We start from the raw sequence: 24,867 nt of genomic DNA on the forward strand, positions 1-24,867 counted from the left end.
CTCAGGGGCGGATCACCGCCGCATAGACCATGGCCTGGCGCAGCTTGGCGAGGTTGAGCCGAAGCCCCACGGGCAGCGCCGGCCAGAGGGCGAGGTGCCATAGCATTGCCTTCAGCCAGCCCCAGCCGCTGATGGGGCGCAGTGCGCGCATCAGCGGCCAGAGGCGGTGGCGGCGCACCGCCTCCGGGTGCGCCTCGGCCAGCAGCGCGTAGTTGCCGACCGAGCGATCAAGCCGGCCGAGCCAGGCGGCATCCGCATGGTGCTCCATGTGCGAGACGCTGTTGTCCACATGGCGCACGGGCGCATGCGGGCGGATCCGCAGCGCCCAGTCCGTGTCCTCCCACCCCCAGCCGGTGAAGCGCGCATCGAAGGGCGCGCGCAGGAACAGCTCCCGCCGGAGCTGGAAGTTGGCGGAGAGGAAATTGCCCTCCGGATCGCGGTTGCGCTCCGCGGCGGGAATCCATTCGCGCTTGCGGCTATGCGCCTCGAAGAGGCGCGCATCGCGCGGCGCGGGCGGGCAGCGCTGGCCGGTGCGGCCGCCGCAGGTGACGGCATCGGGCGCTTCGCGTGCCGCCGCCAGCGCGCGGGCGACGAAGCCCGGCGCGTCCGGCAGGGAATCCGCGTCGAGAAAAAGGATGTGCGTGCCCCGCGCGGCCTCGGCCAGCGCGTTGCGCGCGCCCGAGCGGCCGAGATTCCGCGGCGCCAGGGCGAAGCCTGCCGCGAGGCCCAGCGCCTCGGCCATGGCCAGCACCTCCTCCTGCCCGGCCAGCGCCGGGTTGCCATCCACCAGCACCAGCAGCTCGACCACGCGCGGGTCGGGCAGCGTCGCCATGCCGTCGAGCAGTTCCGCCACGAGGGGGCGGATGTCGCGGTCATAGGTCGGCACGAGGATGGACAATTCGGGCCGGGCGTTGGGCCGGGCCGGCGTCTCCCGCATCATCGTGCCCCTCCCCTGAGCGCCAGCGCCCAGACCAGCGCTACCGTCAGCGCCTGCACGCCGAGCCGCGCGAGGATCGCGCCCTCCAGCCCCAGGAGCGGCGTCAGCACCCAGCACATCCCGAGCGTCAGCGCGAGCGACACCACCACCACGCCCAGCCGGTGCGACTGGCGGCCAACGGCGGTCAGCAGGTCGGCGCCGATGACGAAGGCGCCGAACAGCGCGGGCATGGGCGAGAGCCAGCGCACGAGGCCGGGCAGCGCCGCATAGGCCGCGCCGAAGACCAGCGGCAGCAGCCAGGCGAAGAGCAGCAGCCCAAGCCCGCCCGCGGCACCGAGCGCCACCGCCATGCCGAGGCTGCGCCGCGCGAGGCGGCGGCACTCGGCCGGGTCTTCCGCCGCCAGCTTGAACATGCGCGCATAGACCGCGTAGCCGAGGGCGCGGATGGGCAGCGACACCACATCCACGATGCGGAAGGCCGCGGCATAGAGGCCGGCGGCCTCGGCACCGAGGAATTGCAGCACGATCGGCTTGTCGAGATCCTTCACCGAGGCCTGGAGCGCGGTCTCCGCCGCGAAGGCCAGGCCCTCGCCCCAGAGGCCGGGAATCCAGCCCAGGCGCGGCCAGCCATGGTCGCGCACCACGAGCCAGAGGCAGACGAGGGCGGAGACCGCCGTCGCCGCCGCATACCAGGCCGCCCACACGCCGATGGTCAGCGGTGCGTGGAGGAGGCCGGCGAGCAGGATCGCGCCCAGCCGCAGCGCGCCGGGGATGACGGTCACCGCGGCCTGCCGCCTCGAATGGCCGGCGGCCATGCTGATGGCGATGGCGAGATTGGCCCAGCGCCCGAGCCAGAGATCCGCCAGCAGCACCAGCGCCAGCGCCAGGGCGCCGATGCGCCCCGCCTCGATCAGCGGCAGCAGCAGGAAGAGCAGCAGCCCGAGCGGCAGCGCGGTGACGAGGATGGAGAGCAGCCCATGCCCCACCCAGCGCCGCATCGCCTCGGGGTTGCGCGCCACCTCGCGGATCAGCAACTGGTCGCTGCCCCAGCCCACGAAGCTGCCCACCGCGACGGTGATGGCGGTGAGTGCGGCGAAGAGGCCGTAGCCCTCGGGCCCCAGCAGGCGCAGCGCCAGCAGCAGCCAGCCGATCTGCGTCAGCAATTGCAGGCCGAAGCCGCCGAACAGCACCGAGACATCGAAGGCCAGCGCGCGGGCCGGCAGCAGGCGCATCAGCCGCGCCTTCATGGGCGCAGCGCGCCCGCGATGGCGTGCCAGATCGGCTTCTTCTGCATCTCGCGGTCAAGCGGCTGGCTGCGCGAGGGCAGGCCGTCCCGCCGGCGGGCGAAGGCGCTGTCCTGCTGCCAGGACTGCACATCGGAGAGGCCCCACATGATGAGCATCTTCGTCGCCGGCTGGTCGAGGGCGACACGCAGGAAATCGGCCACCATCGCGGCGCCCTCGGCATCGCGGGCGGCGATGTCGGCCGGCAGCAGACGGTCCACGATGTCGAGCTCGGTCACCTCGATGGCGAGGCCCATTCCCGCCACCTCGCGCAGGAAGCGGGCCAGGCGCGCGGCGCCGAAAGGTGCCGAGCGCGGCGCCAGATGCGCCTGGAGGCCGAGCGCCTGGACCGGCGCGCCCGCGCGCAGCAGGCCCTCCAGCAGGCGCAGCATGGTGGCGCGGCGGCGCTCCTGCCGGCGGTCGCCCAGCTCCAGGTCGTAGTCGTTCACCACCAGCCGCGCGCCCGGATCGGCCTCGCGCGCCCATTGGAAGCAGAGGCGGATCACCTCGGGATCGGCGAGCGGGCTGTCGCGCAGCCCGTCCTCGCCCAGCGGCTCGTTCACCACATCCCAGGAGGCGATGCGGCCGCGCCAATGGCCGGCGACGGTGCGGATATGGCGCTCCAGCGTCGCGCGCAGCGTGGCGGCCGGCAGGGCGGCGGGGTCGAACCAGCGGGGCAGCGCCTCGTGCCAGACGAGGGTGTGGCCGCGCAGGCCCATTCCGTTCGCGCTGGCGAGGGCGGCGATCTCCTCGGCCGGGGCGAAGTTGAAGGCCTCAGGCGTGGGGCGCAGCGTGTCCCACTTCAATTCGAGGCCGGGTGCGAGCAGCGCGGCATCGCGACGGAGCGGTGGGAGCAGCGCGGGATAGTCGCGCAGCTGCCCGCGCGTGACCATGGCGCCGATGGCGAGGCCGCGCGCCTCGGCCAGCGCGCGCAGACCCGCCTCCTGCGCCCCGGCCTCCTGGGCGAAGGTGGCGGCGGCGAGGGTGCTGCCCAGCAGGGCGCGGCGGGTGAGCCTCATGCGCGCCCCGTCATCCGGCGGAACAGGCGCTGGCGGCGGGCGAAGCGCTCGAGGCCGGCGGCATCGTCCAGATAGGCGCGCAGCAGGCCGGCATCCTCCCAGGGCACGTCATGCCAGGCTCCGTTCAGATAGGGTGAGTGTGGGTCGCGCAGCCATTCGCCTGGGAACAGCGCGATCTCGGTGCCGGGCGCGGGGATCGGCGCGGCGGCCGCCTCCCCGCCCCGCAGATGCGCGGCATAGGCGGCGGCGAGCCCGCCGCCCAGGTGGCAGATCGGCGTGGCGCGCGGGTTCATCTCGATCAGCAGCTTGCGGCCGGTGCCTCGCTCCACCACGAAATCGAAGCCGAGGAAGCCCGACAGCCCCAGTGATTCCGTCATCGCCGCGGCACTCGCCGCCATCTGCGCGTCGTCCACCACGCGCACCACGGTGGCGGGCGCGGTCGCGCTCGCGGCGTGCAGCACCTCCACCGAGAGGCCGGCCAGCACGCGGCCGCGCTCGGCGATGACGGCACGGTTGGCGGGGTGGCCCTCCACGAAATCCTGCAGGTCCGGCACGCCCGGGCGCCACTCGCGCCGGGCGAAGAGCGGGTTCAGGCTGCCCTCCCAGGCGGCGAGCTTGAGCGACTGCATCAGCGTGGGGGCGGCCGTGGCCCGCGCGAAGGCGGGTGCCGCCTCGGTGGCGTCGCGCAGCACCTGCACGCCGGCGCCGCCCCAGGAGCCATCGGTCTTCAGCACGCGGGGCAGCCCGCCCTCGGCAATGGCGGCTTCGAGCGCGGCGAGGCCCGGCACCGGGCGCGTGCCCGGCATGGGCAGGCCGAGCCGCGCCGACAGCGCCATCTGCGCCGACTTCGCGGCCGCGACGGGATAGCCCGCCGGATCGCCCAGCGAGGCCTCGATCAACGCGCGGAGATCATCCTCGGCATGCAGCGCGCGCAGCAGGGCGGCGGCGCGGTCATCGGCCGGCACGGCGCGGTCGGGGCGGGCCGCGCGCAGCGCCCGCGCCAGATCCGCGCCCATGGACCAAGGGCGCAGCACATGGTTCCGCACGGGTGCGGCCGAACGCGCCAGCAGCGAGCCGCGCGGCGAGGCGCCCTCCACCACGCAGCCGGCCGCGTGCAGCGCCATGGCGAGCCGCGCTGCCACCGTCCAGGGCTGGGTGGAGACGACGAGGAGCCTCACGCGCGGAAGGCCCGCGCCAGGCGCCACCAGGTGATCTTGCCCGCCACTTCCGTGAACTTCACCGATTGCAGCGCGGCCGGCCGCCCGCCGCCCCTGAGCGCCGCCAGCGCCCAGCGCAGCCCGACGAGCCCCAGCTGCACCACGCCCTTCGCCATCAGCAGCAGCCCGTCGCGCGCCGGCGCCTTCGAGCGGCGCAGCAGCACGGTGCCGTAGATCTGCCCGGTGCGGAAATTCCGGCCGCGCATATAGGCGAGCGTCGCGCGGTCGGGCGGCACCAGCTCATGCACCACCGCCTCGGCGCACCAGACGAAGTGGCGCCCCTGCTCGAAAAGCCGCAGGAAGAGGTCGAAATCCTCGCCGCCGCAGCGGCCGAGGAAGGGGTCGAAGGGCTCAGGCCCGTCCAGGCAGGTGGCGCGCATCAGCAGGGAATTGCCCGTGCCGATCCAGCGGCCGGAGACGCTCTCGTCATGCCGCAGCGTGAGCCGGCTGCCGGTCGGCCAGGACAGCTTGCGCTCATAGCTGCGCCCCGTGGGGTCCCAGGCAGGCGGCCCGCCGGGGAATTCGGGGATGACGGCGCCGAAGACCAGATCCGCGCCCGTCGCCACCTGCGTCGCGATCAGCGCGTGCAGCCAGCCCGGCTCGCAGCGCTCGTCATCATCGAGGAAGACCACGCGCTCGCCGGTGCTGGCCGCCACCCCCGCATTCCGCGCAAGCGAGATGTTGGGGTCGGGTGCGGCGAGGTAGCGCAGCGGCAGGCCCGGTGCCGCGATCATCGCCTCCACCGCCGCGCGGGCGTTGGAATCCGGGGAATTGTCGACCACCAGCACCTCCGCCGCCTCGCCCGCGGGCAGGGCCTGCTCGCGGGCGGTGGCGATGGCGCGCGCCAGCGGGCCAGGGCGGTTGAAGGTGCAGATGACGACGGTGGTGCGCGGCATGATGCGCAGCTTTCGGCCGAAGGGCGCAAGCATGCAAGCGGCCCGGGTTTGCCAGGCGTGCAGGCTTGCCGCACGGTGCGCGCCATGCCGCTGAACGACCCCGCCGCCCATCTCCCCGCGCTCGACGGGTTGCGGGCGGTCTCCATCCTGCTGGTGATCGTCTCCCATGTGGGCTTCGGCGGCATCGTGCCGGGCGGCCTCGGCGTCACGCTGTTCTTCGGCATCAGCGGCTTCATCATCACCCGGCTGCTGCTGGCGGAATGGGCGGCGCATGGGCGCATCGCCTTCGGTGCCTTCTATGCGCGGCGGGTGCTGCGCCTCTCGCCCGCGCTGCTGGCCTATGCCGCCTGCGCCGGCCTCGCCATGGCCGCTCTCGGCGCGCCCTTCGTCCTGGCGGAATGGCTGGCCATGCTGTTCTACGGCGCCAACTACTATGCCCTCTGGGTGGGCTTCCCGGACAACCCGGCCCTTGCCCCGCACCCCTTCAGCATCCTGTGGTCGCTCGCGGTGGAGGAGCATTTCTACCTGCTCTTCCCCGCGCTGCTGGTGGCCCTGGTGCGGCGCGGCTGGTTCCTGCCGGCCATGGCGATCGGCTGCGCCGCCTCGCTCGCCTGGCGCTTCGTGGTGCATGCGGCCTGCGGCACGGGTGGCGGGCCGGAGGCGCTCTGCGGCACCTTCCCCGCCTATCGCATCCACATGGCGACCGACACGCGGCTCGATGCCATGCTCTATGGCTGCGCCATGGCCTGGCTGTGCCGGCCGGGCGCCATGCCGGACTGGGTGCAGGCGCGCTGGCCGCTGCTGCTGGGCGGCGCGATGGTGATGACGAGCCTGCTCCTCCGCGACGAATCCTTCCGCGAGACGGCGCGCCACTCCCTGCAATCGGGCGGCATCGCGCTGGCGCTCGGCTCGCTGCTCTTCTCCCCCCACTGGGGACGACTGCGCGCGATCCTCTCCTGGCCGCCGGCGCTGCTGGTGGGGCGGATGAGCTATGTGCTCTACCTGTTTCATTGGCTGGCGGTCGGCCTCGCCTGCGCCGCGACGGGCGAGGCGATGCGCGAGGCACCCTACGGCGCGGCCTGGTATGCGGTGTTCCTGGTCGCGACTCTGGTGCCGACCGCGGCGGTCTATTGGGGCATCGAGCGCCCAGTGGCGCGGCTGCGCCGCCGGTTGCGCCACTGATCCGTCAATCGGGCGTCACTGGCCTTTCGGCACCTTGCGCATGACGCGCAGCAGGCGCGGCGCCTCGAGCAGGTAGCGGCGCCAGAGGCGGCGCGGCTCACTCGCCAGCCGGTGCAGCCATTCGAGGTGGGCGCGCTGCATCCAGGCGGGCGCGCGGGCCTTGGCCCCGGTCACGAATTCCAGCGCCGCGCCGAGGCAGAGCCCGAGGCCGGTGGCGCCGCCCGCCGCCTGGATGCGCGCGGCCAGCTTCTCCTGCTGGGGCGAGCCCACGCAGAGGAAGACGAAGCGCGCCGGATGCGCCTGCACGAAGGCGACCGCCGCCTCCACCGCCGCCTCATCGCGGATGAAGCCCATGGGCGGGTCATGGTGGAACAGCGCTGTCAGGCCGAATCGGGCGCGCAGGGAAGCGATCAGCGCCGGCGTCCCGCCGATCACGGTCACCGGCGTCGCGGGGCCGATCACACGGGCGAAGAGCGCGGCGGCGAGGTCGCTGCCCGGCGCCAGGTTCAGCCGCACGCCGCGCCGGCCGGCCAGCAGGCGCAGGATGCGGCTGTCATTCAGCGAGAGCCAGGCGCCGTCATACAGCGCGCGCAGCGCGGCATCGCCCGCCTCCAGCCGCAGCAGGTGGTCGGCATTGGGGGTAACGACATAGGCGAAGGGCAGGCCGGGGTCGCGCGCCGCCACCAGGGCCAACGCGCCCTCAAGGTCGAGGTCATCGAAACGGACACCCAGGAGACGAAGCGAAGGCGCGGTGCTCATGGTCGTTCCCTAGCATCGGCGCAATCGTTCATATACAGATGAATCGTCTGCATGGTGGCGGGGGGAAGTGGGGACTCTGGCCGAGGATCCGGGACGCATGGGCGGGGCGCTGACGGCAGCGCCGGCCGGCCCGCCGGCCCCGCGCGCGACCCTGCCGCCGGAAGAGCCCGGCTGGGGTGACTTCCGCGCCATGGACCTGCTGGTGACGGCGGCGCTGCGCTGGAAGCTCCTGCTGCTGGCCGCCCTGCTGCCCGCGCTTGCGGCGCTCGGCATCGCGCTTCTGGTCTCCCCCCGCTTTCCCGCCACCGCCATCCTGCTGGTGCAGACGGCGCGCGACGCCTCCTCCGCCGCCGACATCACCGGAATCGGGCCCAATGTGGTCTCGGTCGAGGTGCTCAAGGTGACGCGGGCCGAGGCGGAGATCCTCGGAAGCCCCGATGTGCTGCGCGCCGCCCTGCTCGCCAGCGGGCCCGGTGGGATCCTGGAGGAGCAGTCCCTGGCCGAGGGGCCCGATCTGGACCGCGCGGTGGAGCTTCTCGGCCGGGCGCTGCGCTGGGAGCTGGAGCCCGGCTCCAACCTGCTGCGGGTGACGCTGACCCTGTCCGACCGCGCGCGCGCGCTGCGCGGGCTGGAGGCCATCCTCACCGCCTATTTCGACCGCCGCGCCGTGCTGGCCGGCGATGACGGCGCCCGCCTGCTGGCCGCCGAGCTGGACCAGGCGAACGCCCGCATGCGCGCCGTGGATGAGCGCATCCGCGCCACGCGCGAGGGGGCGGGCGTGCTGGAAATCACCCAGGACATCCAGCTCGCGAACGCCCGTCGGGAGGAATTGAGCCAGCGCGAGAACCGCGCGCTGGAGGCGCTGGCCACCGCGCGCGCGCAGCTTGCCGCGGCGGAGCAGCAGCTCGCCGGGCAGCCGCCCCGCGTGCTGGCCTTCAGCGACACCACAAATCTCCGCAACAACGATGACAGCCGCAACCAGCTCAACCGCCTGCTGGCAGAGCGCGCGCACATGACCACGCAATACGCGCCCGACTGGCCCGGCCTGCGCGACCTGGACCGCCGCATCGCGACCCAGCGCGCGCTGGTGCAGCAGGAATCCGGCACGAACTTCACGACGACGCGCGAGGTTCGCAACCCGGCGCAGGAGCTGCTGAGCAACCGCGCCGTGACCGCGCGGCTCGACATGGAGACGCTGGCCGGCCAGCTGGCCGAGGTGACCCGCCAGCGCGAGGAGGCCGAGCGCCGCGGCCACGCGCTGCTGACCGCCGAGGTGACGCTGCGCGACCTGCAGCGCGAGCGCGAATCCCTGGAGGCCATCGCCCGCCAGCTCGCCACGCGCGAGGCGGCGCTGCGAATTGGCGAGGAAGCGCGCCGCCAGTCGCGCGCCGGCGTGCAGCTCATCCAGCCGCCCACCGCCCCGGTGAACGGGGAGAGCCTGCGCCGCGTGATCGCGGCCGGCGGCATCGTGCTCGGGCTCGGCCTCGCCGCCGGCCTCGCGCTGCTGATGACGCTGACGCGGCGCACCGCCGCCACGGTGGATGAGGCGGTACGCGCGCTGCGCCTGCCGGCGCTGGCCCGCTTCGGCGCGATGCCCGGCGCCGGCGCCGAACTCGCGCCGAACGCGCAGATGGAGGACCTCGCCTCGCTGCTCGGCGATGCGCGGGTGGATGGGGTGCGGCCGGCGGCGATCCAGCTTGTCGGCGCCGCCAAGGGCGACGGGCGGGCCGAGCTCGCCCGCGCGCTGGCGGTGACGCTGGCGCAGCGCGAGGGCGGGCGCATCGCGCTGGTGGACCTGCTGGGCGACGGGCGGGAGCACCTGGCGGCGCTGGGCTCCGCGCCGCAGGTGGGCGAGCGCCAGCCGGGCGAGATCCTGATGCTGCCGACCGTGCTGCCGCGCCTCTTCGTCTCCTTCGAGGCGGCGGAGTCCAACCTCGCCTCGCCCCGCGCCTCCTATGAGCGCGCGGCGCTCTACATGGACCGCATGCGCCGCGTCTTCGAGACCATCATCATCATCGCGCCCGACGAGCCGGAGAGCTACGCGCTGCGCCGCGTGGCCGCCGTGGTGGACGCGAACCTGCTGGTGGTCCGCGGCGAACGCACGGGGATGCGCCGTGCCCGCCACGCGCGCGATGCCGTGCTCTCGGCCGGGGGCGCGCTGCTGGGCCTGGCCTATACCGGGTTCCGCCAGGTGCTGCCGCGCCGCCTGCAGGGCTGGTCATGAGCACGACGCGGCGTGCGCTGCCCCTGCTGCTGGCCCCGCTGGTCGCCCCCCTGGTCGCCCCGCTTCTGGCCGGCTGCACCGGGCACGAGATCACCGCCAGCCCGCGCGGCGCGGAGCGCTTCCTGCCCTGGGACGACACGGCGCCCGAGTACCGCATCGCGGCCGGCGACCGGCTGCGCGTGCAATACCTGCTGACGCCCGAACTCAACGAGACGGCGCTGGTCGCCCCCGACGGCCAGGTGGCGCTGCGCGCCGCGGGCCGCGTGAACGTGGCCGGCCGCAGCCTCTCGGAGGCCGAGGCCGCGATCACCCAGGCCTCGCGCCGCTACCTCACGAATCCGGTGGTGACGCTCGGCATCGAGGAGGCGGCGGGCTCCGTCGTGCTGGTGGGCGGCATGGTCCGCAACCCGGGCCAGCACCCGCTGCCCGCGCGGCGCGGCGCGCTGGAGGCGGTGATCCGCGCCGGCGGCTTCACCGACGAGGCGCGGCTGAACGAGGTGGTGCTGATCCGCCGCGGCCCGGGGGACCTGCCCATGCTGCGCACGCTCGACCTGCGCGGCTTCGTCTCCGGCACCGTGCCGGAGGACGTGCCGCTGGCGGCGGGGGACATCGTCTATGTCCCGCGCTCGCGCATCGCGGAGGTGAACCTCTGGATCGACCAGTATGTGAACCGGCTGATCCCCTTCTCGCGCTCCTTCTCCTACTCGATCAACCGCATTCCCACGGTGGGCGGGACGATCTGATGCGGCGCGTGGTGCTGCCGCCCGGTGTGGCGCCGGTCCCGCCGCCCGCCACCCTGCCCGCCTTCGCCACCGTCGGGCCGGCCGTCCAGGCCGTGCTCGCCGCCTGCGCGGTGTTCCTCTACTCCGGCGCCAAGATCCAGTTCGGCAGCAGCTTCGCCGCGGCCGACCTCGGCGCGGTGGACCCGCTGAACCGCGCGCTTCAGCTCCTGCTGCTGGGCGGCTGCGGGCTGCTGGCGCTCTTTACCGGCTGGCGGGCCGCGCGGGTCGGCGTGCGGCTCTGGCCCTTCCTGCTGGTGCTGGCGCTGATCATCGCCTCGGCCGCCTGGTCGCAATCGAGCGGGCACACCATCCGCCGCTCCCTGGCCCTCATGGCGCTGGTGGCCTTCGTGGTCGCGACCGGGTCGCTCCTCGGCATCGGGCGGTTCTTCCGCATCCTGATGGGCGTGATGGCGGTGCTCATCCTCGCCTCCCTGGCCGAGGCCGCCCTCCGTCCCTCGATCGGCTTCGACACGGGGGATTATTCCAACGCCATCCGCGGCGTCTTCCCGCAGAAGAACGTGACGGGCATGGCGCTGCTCTTCACCGCGCTCGCGCTCTCCTTCCTGGTGCTGGAGCGCGGGCGCCTCCGCTGGACCGATGGCGCCTGGCTCGCCGTGCTGCTCGTGATGCTGGTGCTGGCGCGCTCCACCACCTCGCTGCTGCTGACGATGGTGGTGGCGGGCCTCACCCTGCTGGTGCTCTGGGCGGCACGCGGCGGGCTGTGGGGGGCGGTGGCGGCGCTGGTGGCGGCGGTGGGCGTGGCCGCGGGGCTCGTCGTCTTCGCCGGGATCGGGATGGAGGGGCTGTTCGACCTGATCGGCAAGGATTCCTCGCTGACCGGGCGCACCTTCATCTGGGATGGCACGTGGCAGATCATCGCCGGGCGGCCGCTGCTGGGGCATGGCTATGCCGCCTTCTGGCTGGAGAATTCGCGCAACGTCCGCAGCCTCGCCGAGCTGGTGGCGTGGGAGGTGCCCAACGCCCATAGCGGCTACCTGGAGGTGCTGCTGCAGCTCGGCTGGGTCGGGCTGGTGCTGGTGTGGCTGATGGGGGTGGCCACCCTCGTGCTCGCGCTGCGCGCGATGCTGCGCGGCCAGGTGGGGCTGGCGCTGTGGTCGCTGCTGGTGCTGGGCGTGGTGGGCATCCTGAACCGGACGGAATCCGTGCTGCTGAACCCGGATTTCCCCATGCTGTTCTGGCTGCTGGCGCTGGTGGCGCTGGGCGGGGTGCCGCCGCGGCGTCCCGCGCCATCCTAGCGCGCTCCGCGCCATCCCCAGCGCGCTCCGCGCGGGGGGGGGCCGGCTGAGCGTTGCCGACAAAACTCGTCATTCGGGCGAGCGCACACAAGTGTAGAGAGTTTCGGAGGCGAACCCCGGCGAGCAATAGGGCGAACCGGAGGGGAAGATCATCGCGTCATGGTTGTGGTGTCGTCGAATTTCATGGATTGTCTTGCAAAAATATTAGTCTTGGATCATTAATAGTGACACCCGACGCTTCCCCCGGCTCCGGAGCTCCTTCGAACCGCATGCTATCCCCCTACCCGCAACAGGATGCCGGCGCCGCAGCCGAGACGCAGCGCCCCTCTGCCCTGGCCGGCGCGCAGCCGGTCGCGGCCTTCACGCAGCTCGCCTCCCTGCTGGACCTGCTGGCCGTCCTGGTCGCGGGCCTGCTCTGGATGGACGCGCCGCTGGTCCGCCACGCCTTCACGCCGCTCGAGGCGCAGCTCATCGGCCTCGGCCTCGCGGCGTTCTGCTGGGCGGCGATGCTGGCGCTGACGCCGGCCACGCTGGGCCGCCTGCTCGACATGCCCTGGGCGATCGCCGATGCGGCGCTGCTGCCGGGCGCCATCGGCGGCGCCGCGGCGCTGCTCGCCTTCCTCGTGGCCGATCACAGCCTCGCCATGGCGCTGCTGCTCTGGCCGGCGGCGGCGCTTTCCATCCTGCTGCCGCTGCGCATCCTGCTCTCCGGCCTCGCCATCCGCGGCGTGCGGGATGGCTGGCTGCGCCGCCGCATCGCCGTGGTCGGCGCCACCGACATGTCGGCCGAGCTGATCCACCGCCTGACCGATCCCGCGAACCCCGAGATCCCGGACCTGGTCGGCATCTTCGACGATCGTGACGCCACGCGCCGGCCGCCCGAGGTGGGCGGCGTGGGCGTGCGCGGCGACATCGCGGAACTCTGCCACCGCGCCCAGACCGAGCGGCTCGACCTCATCGTCATCGCGCTGCCCTTGAGCCGCGCCATGGACATCCTGCGCTCGGTGCAGCAGGTGCAGGCGCTGACGGCCGAGGTGGTGGTGCTGCTCGAGGGGCAGAACGCGGCGCCGCAGGGCACCCGCGTTTCCGTCATCGCAGGCTATCCGGTGCTGCAGCTGGTGCGCCAGCCGCTGCAGCCGGGCGCGGTGCTGGCCAAGGGTGCGCTGGATTATGTGGTGGCGGCGCTGGCCCTGCTGATGGTCTCGCCCATCCTGCTGACCGCGGCACTCGCCATCCGCCTGAGCGGGCCGGGCCCGGTGCTGTTCCGCCAGCCCCGCGTCGGCCGCAACGGGCGCATCTTCCACATCCTGAAGCTGCGCACCCTGCGCTGGGACCCGGCGGATGACGGGACGCGCGGCGTGGTGGCGAACGACAAGCGCGTGACGCCCATCGGCCACGTGCTGCGCGTGCTCTGCGTGGATGAGTTGCCGCAGCTCATCAACGTGCTGCGCGGCGAGATGAGCCTGGTGGGGCCGCGCCCGCATGTGGCGCATATGCTGGTGGCCGGCCGCCCGATCGAGGAGCTGGTGCCCGGCTATGGCGCGCGGCACCGCATGAAGCCCGGCATCACCGGCTGGGCGCAGGTGAACGGGCTTTCGGGCACCATGTCCGACGTGTCCATGGCGCGGACCGTCATCGCGCATGACCTCGCCTATATCAGCGAGTGGTCGCTCTGGCTGGACCTGCGCATCCTGGCGCGCACGGCGGTGATCTCGCTCTTCGGGCGCAACGCCTTCGACGTGCAGCTCAGGGAGTGGAAGGGGCTCTAGCCCCCGTCCCCACCCTAGACGTCGAGCCAGCGCAGGCCGCCGGGCGGCGGCGGGATGTCGGGGTTCTTCGTCATCATCCCCTCCCAGACGCGGCGCGTGACGCGCTGCGCCTCGGCCATCAGTGCCGCCTCGTCCAGCGCCAGCATCTTGCGGTCGCGCAGCAGGAACTCGCCATCCACCATCACGGAATGCACCGCGCCCGGGTGGCCGTAATGCACCACGCTGGAGACGAGGTTGATGATCGGGCGCAGGCTCGGCGTGTTGAGGTCGAGGATGGTGAGATCCGCCTTCTTGCCCGCCTCGATCGAGCCGATGAGCGCGCTGGCGCCGACCGAACGCGCGCCATTGCGCGTGACCCCATCCAGCACCGCCTGAGGTGAGGGATTCACGCCCCCCTCGGTGGCCCGGCCGCGCCCGCCGCGATGGGTGATGAGGCCGATCTTCATGGCGTGGAACATGTCCTCCGTCATGTTGTCGGTGCCGAAGGCGATGTTCACGCCGGCATCCCGGATCAGGCCGAGCAGCGCCGTGTGCGGCCCGCGACGGGAGGAATTGGCCGGGCAATGCGCCATCTGCACGCCGCGGGCGGCGAGCAGTTCCACATCGGCTGGCGTGCAGAAGGTCCAATGCGCGCCGACCAGGTCGGGGCCGAGGAAACCCTCGCGGTCCAGATAGCCGGCGGGGGTGAGGCCGTCGCGCATCTTCGCCACCGCCTGCACCTCGTCCATGCTCTGGGCGAGGTGCACGGTGCGGGTGAGGCCGTATTTCGCAGCCAGCTCATTCAGCTTGTGCAGCATGGCGGGTGAGCAGTTGTCGGGCGCGTGGGCGGCGATCTGGAAGTTCACGCGGCCCTCGCCCCTGCCCTGCCAGGCCTCGATGCAGGCGATGGTGCGGTCGAGGAAGACGCGGCCGAATTCCTTGTCCTCGCTGTAGTCGCCCATGCGGATGCGCAGCGTGTTGATGTCGGCGCAATTCTCGGAGAGCCAGAGGCGCAGGCCCGTCGCGGCCATCGCGTCGATGTAGTTGGGGACGTGGCGGAAGGGGTCCACCAGCGTGGTGCAGCCCGAGCGGATCGCCTCCAGGCAGCCCATGCTGACCATGACGGCGCGCTCCTCCGGCGTCATCTCGTAGCTGACGGGGGACATGTAGCCATAGACGGCATTGCCGGCCCAATCCTCCACCGTGCCGCGCAGCACGGTGAGTGCCGTGTGGGTGTGGGCGTTGATGAAGCCGGGAAAGACGGCGAGGCCGCGGGCGGGGAAGCGCGGCAGGTCGGGGTGCTCGCGCTCCAGCGTGGCGCTGTCGCCCACCGCCGCGATGCGGTCGCCCTTGATGGCGATGGCGGCATGGTCGAGCAGGCGGCGCTCGTCATCCTGCGTGACCACGACCGTGTCGGTGATGAGCAGATCCATCGCTTTTCCCCATGGACTCACATCGCGTCACTCTTCCACAGTTGCGCCTCGATGCAAGCAGGAGAGTGGCATGCGGCGTATCGCTCTGGCCCTCGCGTTCCTCGCGGCCCCGGTGGCGCGGGCGCAGGATGTGAACATCGCGGTGGGTGGCGCCTTCACCTCGCTCGATCCGCATTTCCACAACCTCACGCCCAACAGCGCGCTGACGCAGCACCTCTTCGACCGGCTGCTGGAGCCGGATGCGAACCTCCGCCCGCAGCCGGGACTGGCCGAGAGCTATCGCGCCCTCTCGCCCACCAGTTGGGAGTTCAAGCTGCGCCCGGGCATCCGCTTCCACGACGGCACGCCCTTCACGGCGGATGATGTCGCCTTCACCTTCGCGCGTGTGCCGAATGTGGCGGGCAGCCCGGCCAGCTACGCCTTCTTCACGCGGCCGGTGCGCGAGGTGGTGGTGGTGGATGCGCTGACGCTGCGCCTGGAGACGCATGCGCCGGCACCGCTCATCCCCGCCATGATGCAGGGCCTGCCCATGATCGGCCGCCGCCAGGGCGAGGGCATGACGACGAGCGACTACAACAGCGGGCGGGCCGCGATCGGCACCGGGCCCTATCGCCTCGTCTCCTATGCGCCGGGGGATCGCGCCGTCTTCGCGCGCAATGCCGACTGGTATGGCGGGCCGGTGACCTGGAACCGCGTCACCTATCGCTTCATCGGCAATGACAGCGCAAGGCTGGCCGCACTCAAGGCGGGGGACGTGGACCTGATCGACCAGGTGCCGACGCGCGACGTGGCGGATCTCGCGCGCGACGGGCGCCTGACCGTCTTCAGCACGCCGAGCCTGCGGAACATCTACCTCTACCTCGATGGCTGGCGCGAGCAGACGCCGCATGTGACGGACCATCAGGGAAGGCCCCTGCCCAGCAACCCGCTGCGCGACGTGCGGGTGCGGCGCGCGCTGTCGCTCGCCATCAACCGCGCCGGCATGGTGGCGCAGGTGATGGATGGGCAGGCGGCGCCCTCCGGCCAGTTGCTGCCGGCGGGGGCGGTCGGGCATGATCCGGAATTGCGGCCTGACCCGCATGACCCCGAGCAGGCGCGGCGGCTCCTGGCCGAGGCGGGCTATCCGCAGGGCTTCACGGTCGCGCTGCACGGCCCCAATGACCGCTACGTGAATGACGCGCAGATCCTGCAGGCCATCGCGCAGATGTGGGCGCGGATCGGCGTGCGGGTGCGGGTGGAGGCCCTGCCCTCCTCCGCCTATTTCAGCCGCACGGCGCGGGACGAGTTCAGCATCGGGCTGCTCGGCTGGGGCACCGGCACGGGCGAGCCGGACAGCCCGCTGGCGAACCTGCTCGCCACCATCGATCCCTCGCGCGGGCGGGGCGCGAGCAACCGCTCGCGCTACTCCAACCCGCGCTTCGATGCCGCGCTGGACCGCGCCCTGGCCACGCTCGATCTCGCCGAGCGCGAGGCGGTGTACCGGGAGGCGACGGGGATCGCGATCCGCGACCAGGCGATCATTCCCCTGCATCATCAGGTGAACATCTGGGCCGCGCGGCGCGGCTTCACCTATGCGCCGCGCAATGACGAGCGCACACTCGCGATGAGCCTGACAAGAGGCCCCTGAGGAGAGCAGACAAGATGGCGCATCAACGCTTCCGCCGCTTCAACACCGGCATGTACTACAAGGACCATGACGTGAAGAATGAGATGTGCATGGCGGTGCGCGCCGGCAACATCATCTTCCTGCGTGGGCAGACCGGCTTCACCTTCGATGGCGGCTTCGTCGGCCATGGCGACGCCGCCGCCCAGGCCGACCAGGCGATGAAGAATGTGAAGGTGCTGCTGGAAGAGGCCGGCGCCAAGATGGAGCACATCTGCAAGATCACGACCTACATCACCGACCGCGCCTATCGCGAGAGCGTGTACCAGGTGATCGGGCGGCATCTGGGCACCATCGCGCCGGTCGGCACGGGGCTGATCGTGAACGGGCTCGCGCTGCCGGAGATGCTGGTGGAGATCGACATCGACGCCGTGATCCCGGATGGCGAAGGATGATCCATCTGGGCGGCATTTCGGCGGGCGACGTCGCGCCCTTCCATACCGCCGAGGCGGCGGCGCGCCAGGCCGAAGCGGTGTTCGACCGGCTGGAGGCCGAGATCTCGCGCCAGGGCGGCAAGCTGACCGACCTCTGCAAGATCACCATGCAGATCACCGACCGCGCGTACCGACAGGCGGTCTATGGCGTGATGGGCAAGCGGCTGATGGGTGTCAGGCCCGTCAGCACCGGCTTGATCGTGAAGGCGCTGCATGAGCCGGCGGCGCTGTTCCAGCTCGATGCCTTCGCGGTGCCGGGCGGGCCGCACCAGCGCATCCGCCCCTATCGCTCGACCAGCATGCCCTACGGGCTGGAGAAGCAGCCCTTCGAGGCGGAGTTCTGCATGGCCGTCGTCGCCGGCCAGCGCGTCTTCCTGCGCGGGCAGACGGGGCTGACGCTGGAGGGCGGCTTCTCGACCGTCGGCGATGCGGGCGGGCAGGCGCGCATCGCCATCGCCAATGTGCAGAAGCTGCTGGCCGATGCCGGCGCGACGCTCGCCGATGCGGCGCATGCGACCATCTACGTCACCGACCGCGCCTATATCGGGCCCGTGATGCGTGAGCTGCTGCCGCCGCTCTCGGCGCATCCGATCCCGCACACGCTCTTCGTCGTGAAGGGGCTGGCGGCGCCGGAGATCCTCATGGAGATCGACGTCCATGCCTGTCTGGGATGAGCTCTGGACCGATGCGCGGCTGGTCACCATGCAGGGCGACGGGCTCGGCCTGATCGAGCCTGGCGCGATCGCGGTGAAGGATGGGCGCATCGCCTGGGTGGGGGCGATGGCCGAACTGCCGCACCAGGACGCGCAGCGCACGCATGATGCGGGCGGGCGCTTCGTGCTGCCAGGCTTCGTGGATGGCCACACGCATCTGGTCTTCGCCGGCAACCGCATCGGCGAGTTCGAGCGGCAGCTGGGCGGCGCCACCCGCAATGAGCTGGCGGCCGAGGGCGGGGGCATCCTCTACACGACGCGGGAGACGCGGAAGGCCAGCGTGGCGGAACTGGTCGCGATCGCGACCCCGCGCCTGCACCGGCTGATGAGCGAGGGTGTCACCACGCTCGAGATCAAGTCCGGCTACGGGCTGGATCTCGAGAGCGAGCTGAACATGCTGCGCGCGGCGCGCATCCTGGGCCGCGAGAATGGCGTGCGCGTCGTCACCTCCTTTCTCGGCGCGCATGTGGTGGCGCCGGAATACAAGGGGCGTTCGGCCGACTACATCACGCATCTGATCGAGGTGATCTTCCCCGCGGCCCTGGCCGAGGGGCTGGTGGATATCTGCGATGGCGGGATCGAGGGCCTGGCCATCAAGCCGGAGGATATGCTTCGCCTCTATGCGGCAGCGCAGGCGGCGGGCATCCCGGTGCGCGGGCACACCGACCAGTATGGCGATGTCGGGGGTGGCGGGATTCTGGCGGGGATCGGTGCGCTCTCGGCCGATCACCTGGAGTATGTGAGCGAGGATTCGCTGGCGGCGATGGCGCGGGCGGGGACGGTGGGCGTGCTGCTGCCGGGCTCGACGCTGTTCCTGAATGAACCGCGCCGGCCGCCGGTGGAGTGGTTCCGCAAGCATGGCGTGCGGATGGCGCTGGCGACGAATTGCAATCCGGGTTCCTCGCCCACGCTCTCTCCCCTGCTCGTGCTGGCGCTGGGTTGTTCCTTCTTCCGCATGACGCCCGTGGAGGCGCTGCGGGGGATGACGGTGAACGGCGCCGCGGCGATCGGATTGGGCGGCAAGGTCGGCGAATTGCGCGCCGGCCTGCCCGCGGATTTCGTCCTGTGGGACATCACCCAGCCCGCCGAGCTCTGCTACTGGCTCGGCGGTTCACCCCCCCGCCAGGTGGTGCGCGCCGGAGTCATAGGGTCTGGGGCCTGAGGCCCCAGCCGCCGGAGGCCCTCTTTTCTACCCCAAAGCCGCCGGCATGGCCGCGAGTTCGTCCTCCGGCAGATGGCAGGCGATCCGGTGCGAAGCGCCAAACTCCCGCACCGGCGGCGCCGCGGTGTCGCAGATGCTTCCCATGTGGCGCGGGCAGCGATGGGCGAAGCGGCAGCCTGTGGTCCCCTGCCCGCTCTGCACATCGCCCTTGAGGCGGATGCGGCTTTCGGCGCGGCCCTCGGCGCCGACGACGGGCACGGCGGAGAGCAGCGCCTCGGTATAGGGGTGGTAGGGCGGCGCAAGGACTTCGTCGGCGCGGCCTTCCTCGACGATGGCGCCGCGATACATCACCGCGATGCGGTCGGCGATGTGCGCCACGACGCCGATGTCGTGGGAGATGAAGAGGTAGGCGACGCCAAGCTCGTCGCGCAGATCCGTCAGCAGGTTCAGCACGGCGGCCTGGACCGAGACGTCGAGCGCCGAGACCGCCTCGTCGCAGACCAGGAAGTCCGGGCGGCTGGCGAGGGCCCGGGCGATGCCGATGCGCTGCTTCTCGCCGCCCGACATCTGGTGCGGGTAGCGGCCGCGATAGCTGGGCGGCAGGCGCACGAGGTCCAGCAGGCGCTCGACCTCGCGCGTCGCCTCGGCGCCGGAGGCGATGCCGAAGCGGATGAGCGGGCGGCGAAGTGCTTCGTCCACCGTCTGGCGCGGGTTGAGCGAGCTGTCGGGGTTCTGGAAGACGATCTGCGCCCGCCTCCGGAACTCGGTGGAGGCTTCGGGCGGGATGGACTGGCCGTCGAAGCGGATGCTGCCGGCATCGGCCTCGATCAGGCGCAGGACGAGACGGCCGAGCGTGGATTTGCCGCAGCCGGATTCACCGACCAGGCCCAGCACCTCGCCACGGCCGATGGTCAGGCTGACGCCATCCACCGCCCGCGTGCCGGCGCGCTTCCGGAAGAGGCCGCCGCCGCCGAAGCTGCGCGACAGGCCCTCGGCGGAGAGCAGCGGCGTGGGCACGGGGCGCGCCACCGCCTCGGGCGCCGGCGGGATGGGCCAGGGCTCGCCCGCGATCTCACGCACGCGATGGCAGCGCGCGAGGCGCGTCTCGCCCTGCAGAAGCTGCGGCTGCGCGCAGGCCTCGACGGCGAAGGGGCAGCGCGGCGCGAAATTGCAGCCGGGCATGGGCTGCGTCAGATCGGGCAGGCCGCCCGGGATGGGCGCGAGGCGCGCCATCCGGCCGCGATCCACGCGGGGCAGCGCGGCGAGCAGCCCACGCGTATAGGGATGGCGCGGGTCGGCCAGGACTTCGGCCGATGGCCCCTGCTCCACCACGCGCCCGGCATAGAGGACCGTCAGCTCGTCACAGAGGCGATCCACGATGCCGAGATTGTGGCTGACCAGCAGCATGGAGACGCCACGCTCGCGGCGCAGCTTCTCCAGCAGGTCGAGAATCTGCGCCTCCACCGTCACGTCGAGCGCGGTGGTGGGTTCGTCCAGCAGCAGCAATTCCGGCTCGCAGGCAAGGGCCGTCGCGATGATGGCGCGCTGCTTCATGCCGCCCGAGAGCTGGTGCGGATAGGCGTGGGCGATCTCGGCGGGGCGGGGAATGCCCATCTCGCCGAGCAGCGTCACGGCGCGGGCCAGCGCCGCCTCGCGGGAGAGGCCCTGGTGCTGGATCAGCGGCTCGGCCACCTGGAAGCCGATGGTGAGCGAGGGGTTGAGCGCGGCCGCGGGATCCTGGAACACCACGCCGATGCGGCGGCCGCGCAGTTGCTCGGCGGCGGCGCGGAGGTCCATGCCGTCGAAGGTCAGCGCCTCGGCGGTCAGCGTCGCGCCCTGGCCGAGCAGGCCAAGCATGGCGAGGACCACGGAGGATTTGCCCGAGCCACTCTCGCCGACCAGGCCCATCGCCCCGCCGCGCGGGATGGCAAAGGAGACATCCTGCAAGGCGTGCACGGGGCCGCGTTGCGTGGCGTAGCTGAGCGACAGGCGCTCGATGTTGAGGAGTGGCGTGGTCACGGCGAAGCCCCCTCGGGCGGCGGCGCGGCCTTGCCGCGCCAACGCGGAGCGGACCGTGCCAGGGGGGCACTCATCCGGGACCCCCGCAAAAATGCCGCGGGCGCTTCTGTAGGGAGAACGCTCAATGTCCGCGTCCTCTCAGGCGGGGATCCAACAGGTCACGCAGCCCCTCGCCCACGATGTTCACCGCGATCAGCAGCACGCAAAGGCAAAGCCCTGGGGCGAGACCGATCCAGGGCGCCTCGCTGATGAAGGGGCGGCTCTCGGCGATCATCAGGCCCCATTCGCTGTCGGGCGGTTGCGGCCCGAGGCCGAGGAAGCTCAGGGCCGAGCCGAGCAGGATGGCGAAGGTGATGCGCAGCGCCGTCTCGACGATGAGCGGCGGCCAGGCATTGGGCAGGATCTCCCGCACCAGGATATGGTAGGCGCCCTCCCCGCGCGCGCGCGCGGCCTCCACGAAATCCTCGGCCAGCAGGTCGAGTGCCACGGCGCGCGCCACGCGCGTCATGATCGGCACATAGACCAGGCCAACCGCGAGGATCGTCTTGCCAAGACCCGGATCGGTGACGGCGAGGATGAGCAGGCCAAGCAGCACGGGCGGGATGGAGATCATGAGGTCCACGCCGCGCATGATCGCCTCTTCGGTCCAGCCGCGGCGGAAGGCGGCGATGAGGCCGAGCGGCACGCCGATCACGAGCGAGATGAAGGTGGCGCCGAAGCCCATCAGCAGCGAGTGATGCGCGCCGGCCAGCACGCGGGAAAACACGTCCCGCCCGAACTCATCCGTGCCGAACCAATGCGTGGTGGAGGGCGGTTGCAGGCGGGAGCGGACGTTGAAGGCATCCGGCTCGAAGGGCGCGATCCAGGGGCCGAGGATCGCCAGGATCACGATGGCGGTGACGATGATGCCACCGACCCAGAGCGTGCGGGGAATGCGGCTCATCCGGCGCTGCCGCTCACGCGGATGCGGGGGTTGAGCACGGCGTAGAGGATGTCCGCCACCAGGTTTGCCAGCGCGTAGATGGCGGTGATGACGATCATGCCGCCCATCATCAGCGGGATGTCCTGGTTGTCGATGGCGTAGATCAGCATGCGGCCCAGGCCCGGAAAGGCGAAGACGCTCTCCACCACCACGATGCCGCCGATCAGGATGCCGACATCCACCGCCAGCACGGTGATGGTGGGCAGCAGCGCATTGGGCAGGGCGTGGCGCCGCAGCACGATGCGCTCGGGCAGGCCCTTGGCGCGGGCGGCCAGCACATACTTGCTCTCGATCGCCTCCAGCATGGAGGAACGCGTGAGGCGCGAGACATGCGCGATCAGCCCCAGCACAAGCGTGGAGACCGGCAGGATCAGGTGCTTGGCCCAGGCCAGGAAGCCGCCCTCGGCGAGCGGCGTGTAGCCCGTGGCCGGCAGCCAGCCGAGCCAGACGGCGAAGAAGATGATGACGAGGATGCACCAGAAGAATTCGGGCACCGCGATGAAGAAATACTGCGCGAGGGTGAGGCCGCGATCCGCCCAGGACCCCACATGCGTCGCCGAATGGATGCCGAGCGCGATGCCGATGATCGCCACCAGCACGATGCTGATGGCGCAGAGGATGGCGGAGCGCCCCAACGCCTCCAGGATCACCGGGCCGGCCGGGCGGTCCATGGTCAGCGACTGGCCGAAATCCCCGCGCAGCAGCCCGGAGAACCAGCGCCAGTATTGCTCGTAGAGCGGCAGGTTCAGGCCCAGCCGCTCCTCCAGCTCGGCGATCGCGGCATTGGTCGCGAATTCGCCGAGGATCATGTGCGCCACGCTGCCCGGCAGGATGTGGACGATGGCGAAGACCATCACCGTCATCGCCCAGAGGACGAAGACGACCGAGACGAAGCGGCGCGCGAGAAATCCCAGCATCAGGTCGAGATGAACCCGGCCCGGAGGTCGAACCAGCGCATCGGGTGCGTCTTCACGTCCCGCACGGCGCTGCGATAGGCGCAGGCGAATTTCTGCGCATAGGCGATGTAGCCCGGCGGGTTCTCCACCATGGCGCGCTGCATGGCGACGTAATGCGTCTTCTGCTGGTTCAGGTCACCGGTCAGGCGCGCCGCTTCCAGCGCCGCATCCACGCGGGGCTCGTTGTACATCCAGAGGCGCTCGTTCTGGCTGCCGCGCGAATGCAGGAACGGGAAGGTGGAGGTGTCGATGGTGGGGCGCGCGAAATAGCCGTCGATATAGGCCGGCGCCTTGCCCGCCACCTCGGCCGCGTAGCGGGCGAAGGGGACGCGCTGGATATCGAACTCGAAGCCGGCCGGCCGCGCCATCTGCTGCAGCGTGACACCCAGGCGCTCGCGCACCGGGCGGCCCACCGGGATCACCAGCGGCACGCGCAGGCCGCTGGCATGCCCCGCCTCGCGCAGCAGGCGCCGCGCGGTCGCCACATCGGGGCGCGCGGGGAAGCCGATCTCGCTCGCGAAGAAGGGGTGGCTCGGCGCGATGGGGCTGTGGGTGGGGGCACCCTCGCCGAAGAGCACGGCCTCCGCCACGTCAGCCTTGGCGACGGCGAGGTTCAGCGCGCGGCGCACGCGCGGGTCGTTGAAGGGGGCGATGCTGTTGTTCAGGATCGCGCCATCCCAGGAGGCGGTGGCGACGCTGTCCACGCGCACATTCCGCGCATCGCGCAGCGCGCGGATGTTCTCGGGCCCGAGGTCCCACACCACGTCGAGGTCACCCGCCTGGAGGGCGGCGATGCGGACCGACATCTCGGGCAGGATCCGCATCTCCACGCCATCCAGGCGCGGCCCGCTCTCCCAGTAGTTGGGGTTGCGCGCATAGATCACGCGGTCACCCGGCGCGTAGCTGCGGAAGACGAAGGGCCCGGTGCCGATCGGGTTGGTGGCGAGGTCGTCCAGCCGGTCGGCGGGCACGATCTTCACCTGGCGGTCGGAGAGGATGTCGGCGAAGCCGCCATAGGGATAGGAGAGGCGGAAGATGACCGTGTAGGGGTCGGGCGCCTCCATCTGCGCGATCATGTCGTAGTTGCTGCGGCTCGCGGCCCCCGTCGCGGGGTCGAGGATGCGGCGATAGGTCACGATCACGTCATTGGCCGTCATCTCGCGGCCGTGGTGGAAGCGCACGCCGCGGCGCAGCTTGAACTCCCAGGTCTTGAGGTCCTGCGAATAGGTCCAGGATTCCGCCAGTTCCGGCACCACCGCCTGGTCTTCCGTCATGCGCGTCAGGCCGTTGAAGACGAAGACGGAATGCATGAACTCCTCGCCGATCGTCGTCCGCGCGGGGTCGAGCGTGCGGAGATTGGCGCTCATCGCGATGCGCAGGGTGCCGCCGCCGCCCTGCGAGGCGCCGGGGCGCGGCAGGCTGACGGCGCCGACCAGCGCGGGGATGGCCAAGGCGGAACGGCGGGGGAGCTGCATGGGGGTCTCTCCTGTTTCAGATGACGCCGGGGGCGGCGTCCGGATCCACGGCACGGGTGACGAATTCGCGCAGCGACGGGAGATAGGCGTCCCAGAGGGTGCGCAGCGCGGTGATGGCATCGGGGGCGAGGTCCACCCGCAGGTCCACCAGCGGGAAGATCTCCTTCTCCATGACGATCAGCGCGGCGGAGATGACGGGCTTGCCCTCGCCTCCCGCCGCTTCGCCCGCTTCCATGGCGCGCATCAGGCGTTCGGCGAGCTGTTCGTTCGCGGATTCCGTGAAGGCCTGCGCCATGGCGGCGGGCACGCGGTCATTGGCGAGGATGTTGCCCATGGCGATGCAGTCCGTGACATGCACGGCGGCGCGCGCGGGCTTCACGGCGGCGCCGTCGAATTGCGCGGTGCGGCCCTGCGCGTCCATCACGGCGAGCTGGCGCCATTTGTGGTGCGGCGTGCTGGCGACGAGGGCCGCCAAGGTTTCCTCCGCCGAGCAGCCGCTGCGGAGCAGCTCCAGGCCGCGCGGGCCAAGGCGCGGATCGGTGCGGTGCTGCGTCAGCACGCCGCCGATGCCAGGGCCCACATGCGGCACGCGGGAGCCGACGGCGAGGCTGGAGGTGGTGACGGCGGCGCCGAACTGCCCGGTGCGGGCGCAGCGCCCAAGGAGCGAATAGGTCATGGAGGAAGGCTACTCCGCTTCAGGGTCATGTCAGGGGGTGGCGGGCGTGAT

At 71.7% G+C, this 24,867-nt stretch carries 21 protein-coding genes; 9 read left to right on the forward strand and 12 right to left on the reverse strand.

From position 1 onward, the window contains the following. Position 1 precedes the first annotated feature (1 nt). Genes R9Z33_RS15305 through R9Z33_RS15325 form a run of 5 tightly spaced genes read right to left on the reverse strand, consistent with a single transcriptional unit; the run spans position 2 to position 5,352 of the window. Positions 2-940 carry a glycosyltransferase family 2 protein gene (locus R9Z33_RS15305; RefSeq protein ID WP_318647444.1) on the reverse strand — a complete coding sequence of 313 codons (939 nt, stop codon included), beginning with the start codon at positions 938-940 and terminating at the stop codon, positions 2-4. Then, positions 937-2,184, reverse strand: coding sequence for a lipopolysaccharide biosynthesis protein (locus tag R9Z33_RS15310; RefSeq protein ID WP_318647445.1), 1,248 nt, complete (start codon positions 2,182-2,184; stop codon positions 937-939). Before R9Z33_RS15310 ends, R9Z33_RS15305 begins: the two co-directional genes overlap by 4 nt. Further along, positions 2,181-3,239, reverse strand: coding sequence for an endo-1,4-beta-xylanase (locus R9Z33_RS15315; RefSeq protein WP_318647446.1), 1,059 nt, complete (start codon positions 3,237-3,239; stop codon positions 2,181-2,183). The genes R9Z33_RS15310 and R9Z33_RS15315 overlap by 4 nt, the downstream gene beginning before the upstream one ends. Further along, positions 3,236-4,417, reverse strand: a complete 1,182-nt coding sequence (locus R9Z33_RS15320) for an ATP-grasp domain-containing protein (RefSeq protein ID WP_318647447.1) — start codon at positions 4,415-4,417, stop codon at positions 3,236-3,238. The genes R9Z33_RS15315 and R9Z33_RS15320 overlap by 4 nt, the downstream gene beginning before the upstream one ends. After that, entirely contained in the window at positions 4,414-5,352 is a 939-nt protein-coding gene (locus R9Z33_RS15325) for a glycosyltransferase family 2 protein (RefSeq protein WP_318647448.1), read from the reverse strand. The genes R9Z33_RS15320 and R9Z33_RS15325 overlap by 4 nt, the downstream gene beginning before the upstream one ends. 84 nt (positions 5,353-5,436) lie before the next feature. Between R9Z33_RS15325 and R9Z33_RS15330 the strand changes: the two genes are divergently transcribed. Continuing rightward, positions 5,437-6,534 carry an acyltransferase family protein gene (locus R9Z33_RS15330; protein WP_318647449.1) on the forward strand — a complete coding sequence of 366 codons (1,098 nt, stop codon included), beginning with the start codon at positions 5,437-5,439 and terminating at the stop codon, positions 6,532-6,534. 15 nt (positions 6,535-6,549) lie between these two features. Here the strand turns inward: R9Z33_RS15330 and R9Z33_RS15335 are convergent, their stop codons facing one another. Further along, entirely contained in the window at positions 6,550-7,293 is a 744-nt protein-coding gene (locus R9Z33_RS15335; RefSeq protein WP_318647450.1) for a WecB/TagA/CpsF family glycosyltransferase, read from the reverse strand. A 97-nt stretch (positions 7,294-7,390) separates the two neighbouring features. On the opposite strand from R9Z33_RS15335, the gene R9Z33_RS15340 reads away from it, so the two are divergent. From R9Z33_RS15340 to R9Z33_RS15355, 4 genes are all read left to right on the forward strand, one after another. Continuing rightward, on the forward strand, positions 7,391-9,517 hold the full coding sequence (locus tag R9Z33_RS15340) for a Wzz/FepE/Etk N-terminal domain-containing protein (RefSeq protein ID WP_318647451.1): 2,127 nt from the start codon (positions 7,391-7,393) through the stop codon (positions 9,515-9,517). Then, positions 9,514-10,260 carry a polysaccharide biosynthesis/export family protein gene (locus tag R9Z33_RS15345; protein ID WP_318647452.1) on the forward strand — a complete coding sequence of 249 codons (747 nt, stop codon included), beginning with the start codon at positions 9,514-9,516 and terminating at the stop codon, positions 10,258-10,260. The genes R9Z33_RS15340 and R9Z33_RS15345 overlap by 4 nt, the downstream gene beginning before the upstream one ends. Further along, positions 10,260-11,555 carry an O-antigen ligase family protein gene (locus tag R9Z33_RS15350; RefSeq protein ID WP_318647453.1) on the forward strand — a complete coding sequence of 432 codons (1,296 nt, stop codon included), beginning with the start codon at positions 10,260-10,262 and terminating at the stop codon, positions 11,553-11,555. Before R9Z33_RS15345 ends, R9Z33_RS15350 begins: the two co-directional genes overlap by 1 nt. Before the next feature lie 269 nt (positions 11,556-11,824). Beyond that, entirely contained in the window at positions 11,825-13,324 is a 1,500-nt protein-coding gene (locus R9Z33_RS15355) for an exopolysaccharide biosynthesis polyprenyl glycosylphosphotransferase (protein WP_318647454.1), read from the forward strand. Between the two features lie 14 nt (positions 13,325-13,338). Here the strand turns inward: R9Z33_RS15355 and R9Z33_RS15360 are convergent, their stop codons facing one another. Beyond that, positions 13,339-14,736 (reverse strand): amidohydrolase family protein, encoded by a 1,398-nt coding sequence (locus R9Z33_RS15360; protein WP_318647455.1) that lies wholly within the window; start codon positions 14,734-14,736, stop codon positions 13,339-13,341. A gap of 70 nt (positions 14,737-14,806) precedes the next feature. Here R9Z33_RS15360 and R9Z33_RS15365 point away from each other — a divergent pair, with 70 nt between their 5' ends. From R9Z33_RS15365 to hutI, 4 genes are read left to right on the forward strand one after another with little or no spacing between them, the layout of a single operon-like run. Further along, positions 14,807-16,363 carry an ABC transporter substrate-binding protein gene (locus R9Z33_RS15365; protein WP_318647456.1) on the forward strand — a complete coding sequence of 519 codons (1,557 nt, stop codon included), beginning with the start codon at positions 14,807-14,809 and terminating at the stop codon, positions 16,361-16,363. A 14-nt stretch (positions 16,364-16,377) separates the two neighbouring features. Further along, positions 16,378-16,794, forward strand: a complete 417-nt coding sequence (locus R9Z33_RS15370) for a RidA family protein (RefSeq protein ID WP_213615103.1) — start codon at positions 16,378-16,380, stop codon at positions 16,792-16,794. Further along, entirely contained in the window at positions 16,791-17,507 is a 717-nt protein-coding gene (locus R9Z33_RS15375) for a RidA family protein (protein WP_318647457.1), read from the forward strand. Before R9Z33_RS15370 ends, R9Z33_RS15375 begins: the two co-directional genes overlap by 4 nt. Next, positions 17,491-18,708, forward strand: coding sequence for an imidazolonepropionase (gene hutI, locus R9Z33_RS15380; protein WP_318647458.1), 1,218 nt, complete (start codon positions 17,491-17,493; stop codon positions 18,706-18,708). Before R9Z33_RS15375 ends, hutI begins: the two co-directional genes overlap by 17 nt. Positions 18,709-18,735: 27 nt before the next feature. Here the strand turns inward: hutI and R9Z33_RS15385 are convergent, their stop codons facing one another. From R9Z33_RS15385 to R9Z33_RS15405, 5 genes are all read right to left on the reverse strand, one after another. Continuing rightward, positions 18,736-20,727, reverse strand: a complete 1,992-nt coding sequence (locus R9Z33_RS15385; RefSeq protein ID WP_318647459.1) for an ABC transporter ATP-binding protein — start codon at positions 20,725-20,727, stop codon at positions 18,736-18,738. Between the two features lie 121 nt (positions 20,728-20,848). After that, positions 20,849-21,670 (reverse strand): ABC transporter permease, encoded by an 822-nt coding sequence (locus tag R9Z33_RS15390; RefSeq protein ID WP_318647460.1) that lies wholly within the window; start codon positions 21,668-21,670, stop codon positions 20,849-20,851. Beyond that, complete coding sequence (locus R9Z33_RS15395) at positions 21,667-22,626, reverse strand: ABC transporter permease (protein ID WP_318647461.1); 960 nt, start codon at positions 22,624-22,626, stop codon at positions 21,667-21,669. The genes R9Z33_RS15390 and R9Z33_RS15395 overlap by 4 nt, the downstream gene beginning before the upstream one ends. Beyond that, entirely contained in the window at positions 22,626-24,140 is a 1,515-nt protein-coding gene (locus R9Z33_RS15400; protein WP_318647462.1) for an ABC transporter substrate-binding protein, read from the reverse strand. Before R9Z33_RS15400 ends, R9Z33_RS15395 begins: the two co-directional genes overlap by 1 nt. Before the next feature lie 16 nt (positions 24,141-24,156). After that, entirely contained in the window at positions 24,157-24,816 is a 660-nt protein-coding gene (locus R9Z33_RS15405; protein WP_318647463.1) for a DUF1028 domain-containing protein, read from the reverse strand. Positions 24,817-24,867 lie beyond the last annotated feature (51 nt).

The organism is Sediminicoccus rosea (assembly GCF_033547095.1).
Classification (GTDB): domain Bacteria; phylum Pseudomonadota; class Alphaproteobacteria; order Acetobacterales; family Acetobacteraceae; genus Roseococcus; species Roseococcus rosea.